The organism is Thauera phenylacetica B4P, from assembly GCF_000310225.1.
Classification (GTDB): Bacteria; Pseudomonadota; Gammaproteobacteria; order Burkholderiales; family Rhodocyclaceae; genus Thauera; species Thauera phenylacetica.
Window position 1 is genome coordinate 1 of sequence record NZ_AMXF01000013.1, and the last position, 15,025, is coordinate 15,025.

The window sequence follows — 15,025 nt, forward strand, 5'->3', positions numbered from 1 at the left end:
TGCCGTTTACGGCGCCGCCGGCGCCCACTCGACGACGCCGTTTAACGACGCCAGATTTGTGCGGAATCAGGGAGCCGGCAACACATCCACAAGGCACGACTGCAGATTGCCCGCAACGCTCTAATTCCAAACCGCGAACTCATAAGTAACGCTTCCTCGCCCGATCGCCCGCAGCTTTTTCTCCCCCTCGCGGGAAAACGGGTTCGGTAGCAGCGTCACCGCAAGTCGCTTAGGATCGAGGACATTAGAGATGTAGAGAATCCGGTACTTATTGTCCTGATCTGCACGGTATCTCAGCGCCGCACCGATTTCCGTTGGCCCCATCTCAAAGACGTGCGCATCGCCCGTACTTGCCTTCACCTCGTAGTAATAGGTTGTGCTCTTGAGCTGCACCTTGAAATCGAAGCCCAGGATGTCGTCGCCCTTGTTTGTCCCGAGCACGCGATCCCGATAGCCAGAAACCCAGCATTCGTCACTGAGTTCAAGTTGGTGACGGATTCGGTGGTGAGTCTTGATCCACTCACGGGCAGCCAGCTCGCCGATGAGGCCAACGGCCACCTTTTGCTCATCAGACAGAGAGGACTCGGTCGGCCGTGACCTGCGAGCTGAAGTCCCAGCACCTGACGACCCTCCGCTCCCCACCGGCTTATCGATGTCACTCAACTTGACGTTCGCACTCGCTGTGTCGTTCAGCGCTGTGACTCCCCTCAGCCCCTGCGACACCACATCAACCAAGCTTCCAAAGTCCGCCTCGAGGGCAGATAGGTCCGTGCCGTCAAACTGAATCAGCAACCTACGACGCTTTCGCTCCTCTCGCTCTTCAGCCAAAGTCTGCTGGACATCGCGAACTTGAGACTCGGACACTCCCCAGTCCTCGAGAAGCGGGCTGACCGGTTTGCCAAGCGGCCAAAGCCCTTCCTCACCAAGCCAAGCCGCAATCTCTTTGTCATCAAGCGGGCGAAAGTCACCCCATCCGTTCTTGTAGGCGCTGCTCTGGCATTCGTCGACGCTGCTTGCCCCTTCAACCCACGTGCTGCGCAAACGAGTCGTTACCTCTGGCGCACCGGACATGATCCAAGCAGTCAGCACCCTCGAATGTCTTCCTACGAAATCCCGGATCCGCGCAGCATTCTCCCTGCGAACGTGCTTCAGGGGTAGCGCGTAAGTCTCGACGGGACATTCAACCTCGTGATCTTCGAACCATTTCTCAACGCATCCCTGCATGACCCCCGTTGGCAAATCCTCGTACTTCTCGAACCAATCCTCATCGGGTTCAATCGCCTGCACCGAGTCTCGCAAGGAAACGTAGTCGGACATCCCCTCGCGTTGTTCGAATGCCTGAGCAAAGGCCGCCCTCAAACGCTCCTCGAGTGCCTCCGCATGCTGGCTCAAGAAGGCGGCAAACTGCCTGCGATTCGCAGCTTCGCATCGGATCGGTTTGAAGACGCCCGGCATGGAACGAACCGCTTCATTCAACTGCGTAAGGCTCAGTCCGAACGTATCCTTGAGGTCGTGCAGATTCGTCACGGTACTCAACCGCTCCAGAATCTCGTGGGAAGACAGCGCAAGCGCCTCGCCAAGGCAGCCGAGCACTTCCTGAACATCCGTTTCGGCAGGATCCTCCACTCGCATGAGTTGTGAGAGCTTCTCGCGCTCCAACGGGCGCTCCAGTGCGCAAGCCAGGACGAGGGCGAACCTCACCTGGCTGGAGAGGTCCGCACGCGCGTAACGACGGGTTTGGGCAAGGCCTTCAACGGTCGTGCCGAGAGCCTCGGCAATGTCATCCTCACTCGGGCTTTGAGCATCGACACCATGAAGACGCTGCTCAAGCCTCAGGAAAGCAGCCTCCAGGCCATTGGCGAGTCGTCGCTCCTCCAACCCGACCGCGAGTTGCTCTGCGAGGCCGGCCAGGAGACTCACATCAGGCATATCCAAGGCCGTTTGTGCGACCAATACCGTGCAATCCCCCAAGCGGGCGACCACTCCACCTCTCAGGGATGCTGGAAGATCGCGGACATTTGACGTCATCCCGATTTGTACCCGACGCCCCGTCAAGAAACGCAGACTTGAGGCCGAGCGGCGGATCCTGGCGAGGTTCTTCTGGGTGCTCGAAAAGAAGACACCTCCCTTGTGCTCCGCCGCACACACGATGAAGTCGACGATCCAGCTCCCGAAGACCTCGGACAGATACGGAGGATCGCCGAGCGCCTCGACCTTGAAGCCATCAACCAGCACCGACAAAGGTTCGTCCGAAATCCGCTTGAATCGGTGGGGAGCCAACTTGTCGAGCAGGGCCTCAGTCTCGCTCATGGCATCACGGCCATAATCGAAATAAGGAATCGCTAGCTCATCAAGCAGTTGACGCTTGGCCGGACTCTCCTCATCGAAAAGGTATGCGGTCACCGAGCCGTCATCGTTCCCGACAGCCTTAGCACCCGCATCGAGCGCTCTCACTTCACCTCCGACCACAACCGGAATACCTGAAAGCACGAGCCCGTCACTATCCAGGACAGCCTCAGACCAGAGCGCGCTGAACAACTCCCTAAAGCGCTTGACATCCTTGGGGTCGGAGATCCGTTGCCGTGCAGCTTCGGCGTAGGCTGAAAGCGCCTTACGCGCATCACCTGGCTCATTGAGAACAACAAGCCCAGCCAACATCCTGAGTCGTTCGGACACCAAGTCGTCCAGCTCTCTGGCGACCTCTGAAGCGACGAGCTCAATGAATCTAGGAGCTGTCTCTTCGTCAGTCTTGAAAAAGCGCGCCTCACGCGGCGGGACAAACTCGCAGACAGGGGAGCCCGCACGTCGCACTGGCATCCATGGCATTTCCTCGAAGAAAATCCCGAGCGGCGTTTTCCAGACAGAATTTGGCGCCCACTCAGCCCCTCTCCCCGGACGTGAAAGACGCCCTTCGAGATGTTCCTTGCCCAGATGGGGGAGCATGCGCGCAACCTGCCTCGCATACTCTACGCGCTGCTCGGTCGATAATCTCTGAAGGTCAAACTGACCCGGCACTCGCCATAGCGCTATCTGCACCCGATACAGCACCGTTCCATGAGGGGTGCTCTTCGCTGCGGCCTCCAGCGATGGACGCCAACTTTGCAGAGTGTCCTCACGCACGTACTTTGCGGCGGCATTCACTATCTTCTGCGGCAGGCCCCACGGACGGTCCTCGCAGTTAATCTCGTTGTCGCCGCCCACGGGTCGCAAGCAATCTCGAACGCCCGTTTCCGACAGAAAACGAGTCCACTCCTCGGCGGATCCAACATCAGCAAGAGACCAGTCCTTGTACCCGGGCAGCAAGTTCTCGCGTGCTTCAGACAAGTCAGGCAAGTCAGCACCTGCGCCATTCAGGAAAGTCTCCAGACGCTTTGCATTGGGCGCACTCCACCCAGTCGAAAACATCGCGTCACGTGCGCTGGTCCAACCTCCCCTCGTCGGCACAAAGAAATTGGAGTCCCGGGTCTCCTTACCCGAGGACCCGCGACCACTCGACCAGAGCCTGAAGGCCCACTCAAGCGCCTGCATTCGCGTCATGTCACCAGTTCGCGACCTGGTCACGCCTGCCAGCGTGCGCAAGACATCACGTGTGTCGTACTCGCGCACAAGCTTGCCCTCGAGGAGGAAGGCGCGAGCCGGACGATAACCACCGTCGTCCTTCATCCAGGGCACATCACGGCTTAGCAGGGCGAATCCGTCGCGCAAGCTCTTAGGGAACGCTTCGAGCGGTAGCGACTTCCTCGTTTCTGCATCATCCGAGTCCGCATCCACCGACAGCACCGGTGGGAAATACACATCGGCCGAGCGCCTTCGCCCCGTTGCCGAATCGGCCGGTTGGCTGGCAATCAACTCGCCATTCACCCCAAGCAAGAAGCGTTTTCCAAACAACGCTTCGGGCGTCTTCCGGAGGTGAAGCGCTGCCTCGTCATACAATTCGGCCCATCGCTCGGGGGGAGCCTTGCCCGCGTGCATCTCGCTGGCAATCTGTTCGACCCAAGTCGCGATCACCTCCGGCGACGGTTTGAACGAACAGTCGTAGCCACCAAGGAAGGTCTCGACTGCCTTGCGTCGATCGTCTGAAAGCGAATCAAGAAGAAGCCGCGCACCACAAACAGTCGAAACTTTCTGGGGCGAGATGCAAGCCTCTGCAGGCTGCTCCCAAACCAGGGTCTCGATCGCTTTCGCCCAATTCCAGGCGCCGCCTCCCGCAATCACGGGAAGTAGCTTTCGCGAGCGGAAGTCGCTTCCACCACTTTCGAGTGCCCGACGAATTTCGTCTGAGTAGCGTCCGCTCCAGCACAGCAGATCGATGACCACTCCTGGAGACTCCTCCCCGTTCTGAGTGATCGCAAACTCGATTACCCGCGCACTCACCCGGGCAGCAACCGACATGAAATATCGGTTTAGATGGATCTCGTCGCTCACGCGACTGCGATCCATCTTCGTGTAGAAATTTGCGTTCACGAAGCCAGCAAAGGGGGCTCGGCCTTCATCCCCAAGCGGCAGGAAGCAATAAAGCAGTCCCTTTTCAACGCGCGCCCCGATCCTGACAGCTACGCTGACTCGCGCTGCCCCGCGCCACTTTCTCCACGACTCGGGAACTTGCTTCAGTGCGAGGCTCTTCTCGAGCTCAACAAGGAAGTCTCCTTCGGGGACTTCCTGCGTCCCGATGCAATAGATCTCATCGCCCACACGCACACGCTCAACGCGCGTACCGCAAGGCAGATCCCACCGACTTTCGATCCTCCGCAGCAACTCGAGACTGCGACCGTCCCCGCCCTCGATCGCAATCCGATGAACTCTGTCGAGAAACAGGTGCAAGGGACGTGGGTGCGAACACAGCACGCCGAGTTGCGCCTCCACGGAGCAGCGAGCCTCGGGGGAGTCGAGCGGCATCCGGACAACCGTCGCGAACCGCTCCCTTGCAAAGCGCCCAACCAGCCCAGGCCGATCTTGCGCATACACCGGCAGGTGCCAGAACGGCATCCGCTGGACGATTTCGTCCGCCAGGCCAACATCCTGTCCCGGGGGGAGGAAGCGCCGAATATCCGGCTCCCTTGCGAAGCGAAAGCAATACCCGTCAAACGTCCCGCTACCGCCGGCCCCTCGTACAGAGTAAATCTCGGGCCAGCTGCATATCTGCAGCACGCTGCGAAAGCCCAGACCCTTGTTTCCGATGCCCTCGTTGACCGGCTTGCTGCTCTGCGCGATGTTCGTGATCGCCTCGAGGTTCGGTTTCGTAAAACCGTTACCCCGATTGGCAACATAGAGGCAGCCGTGATCACACTCGTCGGGCGCGAATGCCAACACGATCTCACCATCGGCCCGCCCCGCCTCATGCGCATCGTGGGCGTTCTGGATCAGCTCGACCAGAAATCGATCGCCGTAGTCGTCAGAAACGCTCTGCGACAGGTTGCGTGCACCATCGTAGATGTGCGTTTTCCCACGCGCCGAGAGGTAGGCCTCAACCTCCCCACGGGTCTTGGTCTCGATGTCATCACGCGCAGAGTGCTTCGCGGCCACGGGCACAACCAGGTCAGTCATCACCCGCCCCACCCGCCACCGCCTTCACCTCCGCAAGCAGATCGCCAAACTTGCCGTAGTTCACCTTCACCCCGTCATCCAGGTCGAGGCTGATGCGCATGTCGGCGTAGTGGCGAAGTTTTTCGTCGTAGGCCAGCAGCTCGACGTGCTTCTTGCGCAGCTTCTCGATCTGTCTATTGAGCTTATTGCGGGCGGCGGTGCTGGGGGCGGCGGTGGCTTCTTTTTCCAGCATCTCGATGCGGGCCTGCATCTTGCCGGTGAGGGGCACGACGTATTCGGCGCGCAGGCGGGCGAGCGTGCCTTCGTGGTAGCGGTGCAGGTAGACCAGCGCCTGGAAGGCGCCCTGTTTGCCGCTGGAGAACAGCCAGTAGATGGGGCGCTTCTTGTAGGTCTGCAGGTGGTCCTTGAAGAACTTGTCGGCCAGGTAGCGGCGAATGGTTTCGTCCGGCGTCTCGCCGGCCTTGGTGCCCAGGCTCTCGGCGAGCCAGGCCAGGTTCTCGTCCAGCGTGTCGGCGCCCCACACGGCGCGCAGGAACTCGCGCACGCGGTTGGCGGCATCGTCATCGAACCAGAGCACGTCGGTGATCGGCATGATGCCGTCGGCGTCGGCCGGGAAGGTCTTGTAGCGGGTCGCGTCGAAGCCGACGTTGCCGGCGTGGGCGTAAATCAGGCCGGGTTCGTCGAGGCTGTAGCGGCCCGTCATGCAACCGATCGCGTAGGAGATCAGTTCCTGCATCGAGTCCTGACGGAAGCGGGCCCAGTGCTCATCCTCTGAAAGCGCAACTCCGTAGCGGTAGGCAGGGTTCACTGTGAGAGTGACCTGATCGATCTGGACGTCGGGAGTTAATTCGTTTCCTAAACCGTAAGCGTCGATGAAAAGGCTATTGTTTTCCTCTTCAAGACGCTTCATCTCCGCAGCCGCATCGCGGGACTCCCGAATCCAAGCTCTAAATCCGGACTCAATCGAGCGAGGCGCATCTTTCAACGAACCTATGATTGAAAGACTCCTGAAATCCCAAGAGACCTCATAGCTATTCCAATCGACAATAGAAAGACTCAATGCCTTTCTGACGTTTTCACCAACTCGCTCTGGCGATACAACAGACTTTGAATATGGCCCTTCTGCCAGCACACCCGCACTGTAATGAAATCCCTGCATTACAACATCTAGATACGCTTGGAAAAGCTTACTATTGCAAAAAGCGAGAACGCCAAATTCATCATCCATCGCATCGCAAAACACCATTGGCCCAGATGCATCCATCAGGAATCCAGCTGGAAATTTTCTTAATGCAAACAATCCCGTTGCAACATCCGACCAACCACACCCTTCTCGAAAGAAAAACTGTTCATTCCTAATCGTTGAGTTACTCCTTTGACGAATTTCAGCCCCGTCATTTTCCCAATTGACTAAGTAGTCCTGATTACCGTACCAACGCCTGTAACTTCCGCCCTTGCTATACGGAAACCATTTCTTCGATTCTCTCTCGGGCGCGCAATCAATCGGGAGAGCGATCTTATCGCGACTGACCTCATGCCAAAGTCGCAAGTATTCTTCATTCTTACCTGTATCGCACCCTTTTTTGAAATGAGCGACGTCGCTCAGCCTCGTCTTCATCCCGAGGAAAGCCATCGTCTTAGGCTCTAGCCAATATGCAACAGGGGCGCCTACCAGCTCCAAGAATTTTGCCTGGGAGTATCGAGCGATTCTGAATTCCTGTTGCATCAGTCTCGTTTTCTTTGCTACATCATCTCCGCCTATGAGACGGAAAAAAACTGGCACGTTTTCTGGGCTTGGAATGTTCTCTGCAATATGAGCGCAAGCCTGAACGACCTCTCCAGAAATTTCCGAGAATGCCCGCGCACCGAGGTGTGCAATACTGTGGAAAGCCATACCTCGGAGTTGCTTCTTTCGGAAGCTTTCGAATGTTGATTGAAACATCCACCCATGCATGGTGATCATCGCGACAAACCCGCCATCCCTCAGAGACCTGCCTCCACGGACCATAAAACTTGCATAGAGATCGGTATTTGCGTCGGAATAACGATCTCGAACAAAAGCTTTGAGGGCACCATTCATTCCTTTACCGCCCATATACGGCGGATTCGCCACGACCGCATCGAATTTCCGCCCCAACACCTGTGCCTGCTCCACCAGCGCCCGCAAATCCTGCGCCGCCGCCTGCGCATACAGATCCCCGGTCTCGTTCGCCTTCCCCAACGCCTCCGTCAGCGCCGGCAGTTGCGCATTCAGCGCATCGGGAATCTGGATCAATGACCCGAAGGTCTTGGCGTGTTCGAAGGTGTCGAGCAGCGCCTTGACCGTGGCACGCTGCACGCCGAAGGGCGCGAGGTGGGTGGAGTGTTCGTCCAGGTCCAACCCCTTGCTCTCCAGCAGGCTCAGCACATTGAGCCGGGGCGGGTCGTTGAACAGGCGGCGGTCGTCGGCGCGGGCCTTCATCAGCAGCGCAAAGCCGGCGAGCTGCGCGGCGCGATCGTCGATGTCGAGGCCGTAGAGGTTCTTTTCCAGGATCAGGCGCGGGATGTCGCGCAGGCGGTAGCCGCGTTCGAGGTAGATGCCTTTGAGCAGCGCGTAGGCTTCGACCAGGATGTGGCCGGAGCCGCAGGCGGGGTCGAGCACGGTGATGGATTCGGGGTTGAGGCTGCCGCCGTCCTCCGCCATGCGGGTCTGGATGAGGGCGTCGAGTTGGGCGTTGACCTCGGGGGTTTGCTCGGCGGGTTCGATGTAGTACCGCCACTCGGCCTTGAGCGTGCTGGCAGGGTTGGCCATCAGCCACAGGCGGCCGACGCTGTTCTGCACCAGGTATTGCACGATCCAGTTGGGGGTGAAGAGCTGGGTGGCGGCGGGGATGTCCTCGCTCTTGACCACCTTGCCGATGACCTGGTCCTTCTTCTCGCTGATGTAGAACTGGTAGAGCCAGCCGATGATCTCGACCTCGGCCCAGTCTTGTTCCGGGATCTCGGCGACCAGCTTGGCGATGACCGAGTCGGTGCGTAGCAGGTTGTCGGGCAGCAGCAGCTCGGTTTCGTCGTCGATGCGCTCGAACAGAAAGGGCATGGCGGCGGAAAGCGCGTTGCACTGGGCGACCAGCAGCAGGCGGTAGAGCTCGCCGTCCTTGTTGCCGGCGAGCTTGAGCTCGGCGATGTGGGCAGCGTCCAGTCCGGGCAGTTCGCGGCTGGCGGCGAGATCCGCCGCATGGGCGAGGATGTCCGGCAGGCCGCCGGCGGTGGCGCTGGAGAGCACGCGGTGGCCGTGGCCGAGGTAGTCGTGCAGTTCCATGAAGCGCAGCGCGGCGAAGCGGTTGAACCAGGTGTAGGCCACCGCCTCCATCGTGTATGCGAACCCGTCGCGCTGGATGCGGCGCACCAGGCGATCGCGCTGCTGGGCGACGCGGGCCGGCCATTCGCGCCCGGCGATCAGCACCACATCCCCCCGCCGCTCGGCCGGCAGCGCTTCGAACCGGCCGGCTGATTCGGACAGGCCGAGCAGGTTGGCGCGCTGGGTGACGGCGGCGATGAAGTCCTTGCGGGCCTGGGGGGCGTAGGTTTTGAGTTTGGCTTTGTTCATGGCTCAGAGACGGTCGATGTGTTCGGCGATGCGCACCAGGATGGCGGCGAACGGCACCTGGCCGGCGTAGTACAGGCCGGCGGTTTCCTCGTACTTGCGCTGGTAGCGCTCGCGCACGGTGGGGTCGCTCAGGGTGAAGGCGGGGTTGCGGGCGATGTTCAATTCGTCACCGCCCCGGAAACGTTGCCGCTTGCGCGCCTCGTAGTCCGGCGTGCCGATGAAGGCCAGCACTTCAGGATGGGCGAGCAGGCAATACAGGTCGTAGTAGTGACGGAGGAAATTCTTCGGAAACGGGGCGGCCGGATCAGCCGCCTGCTGCAGGCGGAACTTGGTGGACACCGTCTGCAGCTTTTCGACGAAGGTGTAGGCCGGGCTGTAGCACGGCACGTCCACGGCCCGGTTGTCGATCACCTGCACCGGGCTGGCCAGCGCGGCGTCGAGCGCCCAGGCGCTGATCAGGCAGGGGGTGTTGGGCGCGGTGTCGTCGAAGCCGACCTCGAGCAGGATGCCTTCCTTGATGCCGGGGAGGTAGTCGGTGCGCACCGGGTAATGCAGGCGGATGCCGGCGCCCCGGTATTTGGGGTCGTCGTATTCGGTGTCGCGCTCGACCGACTCGAAGCCGGGCAGCGCACGGGTGCCGATCTCAGCCGCCAGCCAGTCAAAATACTGCCGGCGAGTTTCGATGTGTGCGAGCTTGTCCTGGTTCTTGCCGGCCTTCACCTGCTGTTCGGCAGGCGGCTCGATGCGCAGGTCGATGTCTTCGGAGAAGCGCTGGATGATGCCGAAGCCCTTGGAGAGCGAGGTGCCGCCCTTGAGCTGAAACTGCCAGCCCTGCTGCTGTAGGACCCACAGGCCGTGCATGAGCCAGTAGTCCTTCTCGATGAGGTAGGTGGCGATGCCGGTTTGCTGCGCGAGCTGGCGCAGCAGATCCACGAAGTTAGGGTGATCGTGCAGGAAGCCCGAGGTAGGCGTTGCCGCGTCAGGCCTGGGCATCGTGCTCGCTCATCCATTGGCGAAACAGGCGGCGCGTGCGGGCCGAGCCGTAGTCACGCAGCGCCTGCTCCAGGCGTGCGGCATCGAAGGTATCGAGCTTGCGATGCACGGCATCGAGCAGCGTTTCCGAGTCTTCTGCGAGCTGTTCGAGGTTGTTGAGCATGTCGACCAGAAGGTATTCGCGGCTGACCTGATCGCGCGCGGGAAAGCGGGGCTTGTCGCGGAAATCGAACTCGAAGCCGGCGAGCGTGAAGAGCCCGTGGCGCTTGTGGTTGTACACCACGTTGCGCCGATAGAGCTGGGTGGTGCCCAGGCCGAGGCTGTTGTAGACGCTGGGGTTGAAGAGCAGGAAACGGTCGTCGTCGAGGAAGCTGCGGACCAGCTCCTCCTCGCTGGGCGGCGCTTCGCCAAAGGGGGTGTGCCGAGGCACGTAGTACAGCCCCTGCGCCACCCGGCGCACCAGCCCGGCCTTGAGCGCCCTGCCCAGCTCGCGGTCGACACTGGGCAGAGAGGCGGCCAGATCCTTGCGGCGGAAGACCTTGCCGGCATGCAGCCGGGCACCCTGCCCCAGGCGGGAGAGGTCGGCAGAAACGGTGGTGGGCATTGTCAGAATCCTCGTTGACGTTTCATGCAGTATGCCATGGTCGATGAATCGACTTATTGCAGCCGAGCACGCCCGCCGCTTTGGATGACGGCGAGCAATTCGGCCTTGAGCTTGGCGAGGTAGGCGTCGATGTCCGCTTCGGTTTCCAGGTAGGTCTTGGGGCTGAAATCGGCCGCGCGGACCGCCTTGGTCGGCTTGGGCGCAACGACCGGACCGCTTGTCTTGGTGGCAGCGGTCGTGCTGCCCTTTTCGGCGGCCGTGATCGGGGCCGCCTTGGGCGTGGCGGACTCGATCATGGTCATCGCCGCATCCAGCGCATCGCCTGCCCGCTCCTGGCTGTAGAAGATCATCGGGATGCTGGTGAGGCCAGCGACCTTGGTCTTGAGCTCCTGCAGCTTGAGCAGCGCGCGGTTGCGCAGGCCGTCCGAGGCTTGTGCGGCGTCGAGCGCCTTTTCCACTTCGGCGATCTTGGCGTCGATGGAGAGCAGCGCGTGCTCGCGCTTGCTCTGGGCGAGCGCCTCGTTGACCGTGTCGACCGTGGTGATGAGCGGCTCGATCTGGCTGACGGCCCCCCAGGGGTTCGGGTTGTCGCGGATGCCTTCGAGGTTGGAAAGTGCCACGGCGGCCTTGAGGTCCTTGTCGAGGGCTTCGCGGTTGGGCTCGAAGCGCTCCAGGGCCTCGAGCAGGCGGCGCCAAGTGGGGGTCTGGGTCTTGTAGAAGCTGATGACGTCGTGGATGTCGTCGGACAGGTCCAGCCAGTCGTCCTTGCCCTTGACGAAGGCGTCGATGAATTCGTAGCTATCGGCCACCCCGAGCTGCTTGCCGATGGCGGCGATCGCACTGTCGATGACGGCCTTACCGGGGTGATGCGGCGTGGCGGCGACGTGCGCGTAGCCCTTGAGGTCGGCCTGCAGCGCCGCCAGGCTCTCACGGGTGGCGGCGACCAGGCCATCCTCGGCCTCGGGCGGCATCTCGGCGAAGAGGTCGCGGTGCAGCTCGCGCGCGCGCTTGATGCTGGCGGCGTCAGCCACCTTGCGCTTGAGGATCGACACGTGCTTGAAGCGCGCCGACTTGGTGAGCGGCTCGATGGCGGCCTTGGGTTCGAGGTCCGCGCTGTCCATCATCAACTTGATCTCGCCGGCCATGAAGAGGCGTGCGACCAGCAGGACCACCTCCCAGTCAGGCTTCCAACCCCAGGGGATGCCGGTGAAGCGGTTGACCACCTCGTCCAGGATCACCCGGGTGTTGCTGGCCTTGAGTTGGAGAAACTCGCGCAGTTCGACGAGCGCGAGCGGGTTGCCCTCCTCGCCCCCGAGCGCGAGCTTGCGCTGGGCGGTGTCGTCGGCGAGCAGGACGGCCTTGATCTCAGCGATCGGGTCGGCGTTACGGTGCTTGAGGTAGCCGAGCTTGGTATAGGTGTTGGTGATGAGGTAGTTGCCCAGTTCGTCGAGCAGGCTGCCGGGGTTGGACGCCTTGAACTCGACACGCTGGCCCAGCGCATAGAAGTCGCCCTGCAGCATCATGGTGGCGAGCTGCTCGCGCAGGCGGGCGCGGCGCTCGCGGTTTTCGTCCTTGCGGTTGATGAGGATGTTGCGCAGCGAAGGCGTGGCGTTGCTGGCCTTGGGGCTGTCGATGTACTTCTCGATCTGGCGGTAGAGGGTGAGCTCGATGTCGAAGCGCTCGCCCTCAGAGAGGCGGATCAGCGCCCGGCCGTTGCCTTCGCTGCTGCGCAGGACGGCGCGGGCATCGTTGAGCGCCTCCCAGTCGTCGCCCAGCGGCGAGACGACCTCGACGGTGAGTTCGTGGCTGGCGTTCTTGTACGGGGCGCCGTCGAGCAGGCGGTTGATGTCGTAGTCGCCCTTGGTGTCGCGGTGGCGGATGCGGGTGCTGCCCTGCAGGATGTCGTCGAACAGCAGTTCGCACAGCAGGCGGGCCTTTTCGGAGGAAGACACCTCAACGTTGCCGATCTCGCGTGCGACATCACGCTCTTCGTTGGTGAGGAAGAACCACAGGTCGCCGTTGCGGCTGACGAGGCGCTGCTGCTCGAGCCGGCCGAGGCTCTCCTGGATCTGACGCTTGAGCGCGAGTTTGTCGGTGTCGATGCGATCGACGCAGAGCGTGGCGAGGTTGTCGACGTTGGGTTTGACGATGTCGGCGATGTAGCGGATCAGGAACAGGGCCTTGAGCAGCAACACGTCGAAGGCTTCGAGGGCGCCGTTGTTGGGCGCCTCGTCGATGGAGCGCTTGGCGACGGTGTCGATGAAGCTCTCGATCGAGGGGTAGAAGTCGTACAGCGGGATGAGCAGGCCGACATCCCGGTCCATGTTGCGCACGGTGGCGGACTGGAAGGCGTCGAGCAGCGAGCGTTCGCCGCGCGACAGGTGCTTGCCGGTGGCGCCGACCTTGCGGATGGATTCGAAGATCTTCTGCAGCAGGGTGAACTGGTACGGCGCGTAGGGATAGACGCTGACGAACTCTGCGGCGTCCTTGTAGCCGCGCAGGTTCACCGAGTTGCCGACGAAGGCGAGCTGATTGTTGATGATGTCGCCTGACTTCTCGAAGGTGTCGCGCAGCGCATCGTGCGCGCGCTCGCGCTTGGCGAGCAGACGCTCGCCGATGACCTCGTCGGTGTTGGAGCTGGCGAGCGATAGTCGGGTGTGGAAGCGCCCCTGGATCTTGGAGAAGTCCTGCGACTTGGCCTTGTTGGCCTCGCCGAGCGCGGCGTCGATGTCTTCCTGGCTGGTGACGATGACCCACGCCCGGCCCTGCGTGGCGGTGCCGAGCTGCTCGGTGATGGTCTGCAGGTTGAGCATCAGCTTGGTGTTGTCGCCGATGAACTGACCTACCTCATCGACCAGGAAGATGATGCGGTGGCCGGCGGGCCGGGTCTCGAGGTAGGCGTTCACCAGCTTGGCGAAGGATTCGATGTTGATGCGGTACTCGTCGCGCGAGCGGTCGAACCATTGGCCGGCGGATTCCTCGCTTTGCCCGAGCGCGACCGAGAGCGCATGCACGACGTCGTCACGCAGGAAGTCGACGGCATCGCGCTCGGCCTCCCAGGTGGAGCCGTTGCTTTGGGCGAAGGCCGTACGGAAGGCGTCATACGCGCCCTTCTCCACCAGGTAGCGCTCCATGTGGGCAATGTGCGGCGCATCGGCGCTGAAGCCGAGCTTCTCGTTGAACACGCGCAGGAACACCTGGAGGATGACGTCGCGCTCGTCCTTGCTGTCGGCCTTGGCGTCGATGTTGAAGAGCACCACGTCGGCACTGCCGCGCACCGCGCGCTGGATGTCGGCGAGCAGCATCGAATCCTTGATCTTGTGCTCGTCGAAGAAGGCAGCGGCGCGTTTGTTCTCCCCGGTGGCGGGGTTGGTGGCCTCGAGGTTCTCGAGCAGGTAGGACAGGATTTTGATGAAGTGCGACTTACCCGAGCCGAAGAAGCCGGACACCCAGACGCCCATGCGCGCAGCGAGCACTGGGTCGTTCGGGTTGTCGGCCGCTGCCAGGTAGGCGTCGAAGAAGCGGCGGAAGTATTCGGTGAGCTGCTTGGTGACGACGTACTCGTCGAGCTCCTGCCAGACGCTCTCGGCGTCCTTCTGGTCGGCCTTGATCACCCCGTTTATAGGGCGGTTGATAGGCTTGGTAAAAAGGTCGCCGATCTTCATTTCTTGTTGTCCGTGATCAATCGAAAAGGTCAAAGCGAAAAGCTCAAGGCACGAGGCGGAAGGCGCGGTAGTAGTGATCTTCCGACAGCTTGTTGAATAACCGCAGCGAATAGCCGTCGTAACGGCCCGGGAAGAACATCAGCAGCGGCGTGTGATTGAGGTGTGGGTGCAGCGCCGAGAGCAGCGTGTGGGTGCGCAGCATCGGAAAGGCTGAGCCCACGCCGGTCAACATCAGCAGATCAAGGGCGCCCGGGTTGTGCTGCTGCACGAGGCGCTCGGCGAGCTTGTCTTCCTTGAGCACTCGTCGCAGCGATTCGAGCGCCTTGTCGTCGCCCTGTTTGCCCTGCATGTCGATGGCCTTGTCGAGGAGCTTGCGGTCCTCGAGCAGGCCGATGACGAGCTCGAACAGGTTGATCGTGGCGAAGCGCAGCGGGGGTTGCCGCTTCTTGAGCGCCGGCTCGACGACACTCGCCAGAAACTCGCGCATCGCCAGTTCCTGCTCAGGCGGGTAGTCGAAGATCCAGAAGCCGATCTCGTTGCCGAGCCCCCGGTTCTGCAGGAAGTCCTCCGACGTGATGCGCGGCAGGATCTGGTTGAGGCGTTCCTCGAAGGTCTGCGTCATGTTCATGA

Annotated in this window: 6 protein-coding genes; all 6 read right to left on the reverse strand. The window is 61.4% G+C overall.

Features of this window, described 5'->3' with window-relative positions:
• Window positions 1–120: 120 nt before the first annotated feature.
• The 6 genes from C667_RS03720 to C667_RS03745 are packed head-to-tail and all read right to left on the reverse strand — an operon-like array spanning window position 121 to window position 15,023.
• Entirely contained in the window at window positions 121–5,544 is a 5,424-nt protein-coding gene (locus C667_RS03720) for a sacsin N-terminal ATP-binding-like domain-containing protein (RefSeq protein WP_157302170.1), read from the reverse strand.
• Complete coding sequence (gene pglX / locus C667_RS03725; RefSeq protein WP_004357330.1) at window positions 5,537–9,133, reverse strand: BREX-1 system adenine-specific DNA-methyltransferase PglX; 3,597 nt, start codon at window positions 9,131–9,133, stop codon at window positions 5,537–5,539. Before pglX ends, C667_RS03720 begins: the two co-directional genes overlap by 8 nt.
• 3 nt (window positions 9,134–9,136) lie before the next feature.
• Entirely contained in the window at window positions 9,137–10,126 is a 990-nt protein-coding gene (locus tag C667_RS03730; protein WP_039920730.1) for a nucleotidyl transferase AbiEii/AbiGii toxin family protein, read from the reverse strand.
• Entirely contained in the window at window positions 10,113–10,730 is a 618-nt protein-coding gene (locus C667_RS03735) for a hypothetical protein (RefSeq protein ID WP_004357334.1), read from the reverse strand. The genes C667_RS03730 and C667_RS03735 overlap by 14 nt, the downstream gene beginning before the upstream one ends.
• Window positions 10,731–10,783: 53 nt before the next feature.
• A complete protein-coding gene (gene brxC, locus C667_RS03740; RefSeq protein ID WP_004357336.1) occupies window positions 10,784–14,395 on the reverse strand; it encodes a BREX system P-loop protein BrxC in 3,612 nt (1,203 codons plus the stop codon).
• Between the two features lie 43 nt (window positions 14,396–14,438).
• Window positions 14,439–15,023, reverse strand: coding sequence for a DUF1788 domain-containing protein (locus tag C667_RS03745; RefSeq protein WP_004357338.1), 585 nt, complete (start codon window positions 15,021–15,023; stop codon window positions 14,439–14,441).
• Window positions 15,024–15,025 lie beyond the last annotated feature (2 nt).

What these genes read in the sequence shown, in the direction of transcription:
- C667_RS03745 (WP_004357338.1), bottom strand. Translation starts at nt 15,023, where the DNA reads ATGAACATGACGCAGACCTTCGAGGAACGCCTCAACCAGATCCTGCCG.
- C667_RS03720 (WP_157302170.1), bottom strand. Translation starts at nt 5,544, where the DNA reads ATGACTGACCTGGTTGTGCCCGTGGCCGCGAAGCACTCTGCGCGTGAT.
- C667_RS03730 (WP_039920730.1), bottom strand. Translation starts at nt 10,126, where the DNA reads ATGCCCAGGCCTGACGCGGCAACGCCTACCTCGGGCTTCCTGCACGAT.
- C667_RS03735 (WP_004357334.1), bottom strand. Translation starts at nt 10,730, where the DNA reads ATGCCCACCACCGTTTCTGCCGACCTCTCCCGCCTGGGGCAGGGTGCC.
- pglX (WP_004357330.1), bottom strand. Translation starts at nt 9,133, where the DNA reads ATGAACAAAGCCAAACTCAAAACCTACGCCCCCCAGGCCCGCAAGGAC.
- brxC (WP_004357336.1), bottom strand. Translation starts at nt 14,395, where the DNA reads ATGAAGATCGGCGACCTTTTTACCAAGCCTATCAACCGCCCTATAAAC.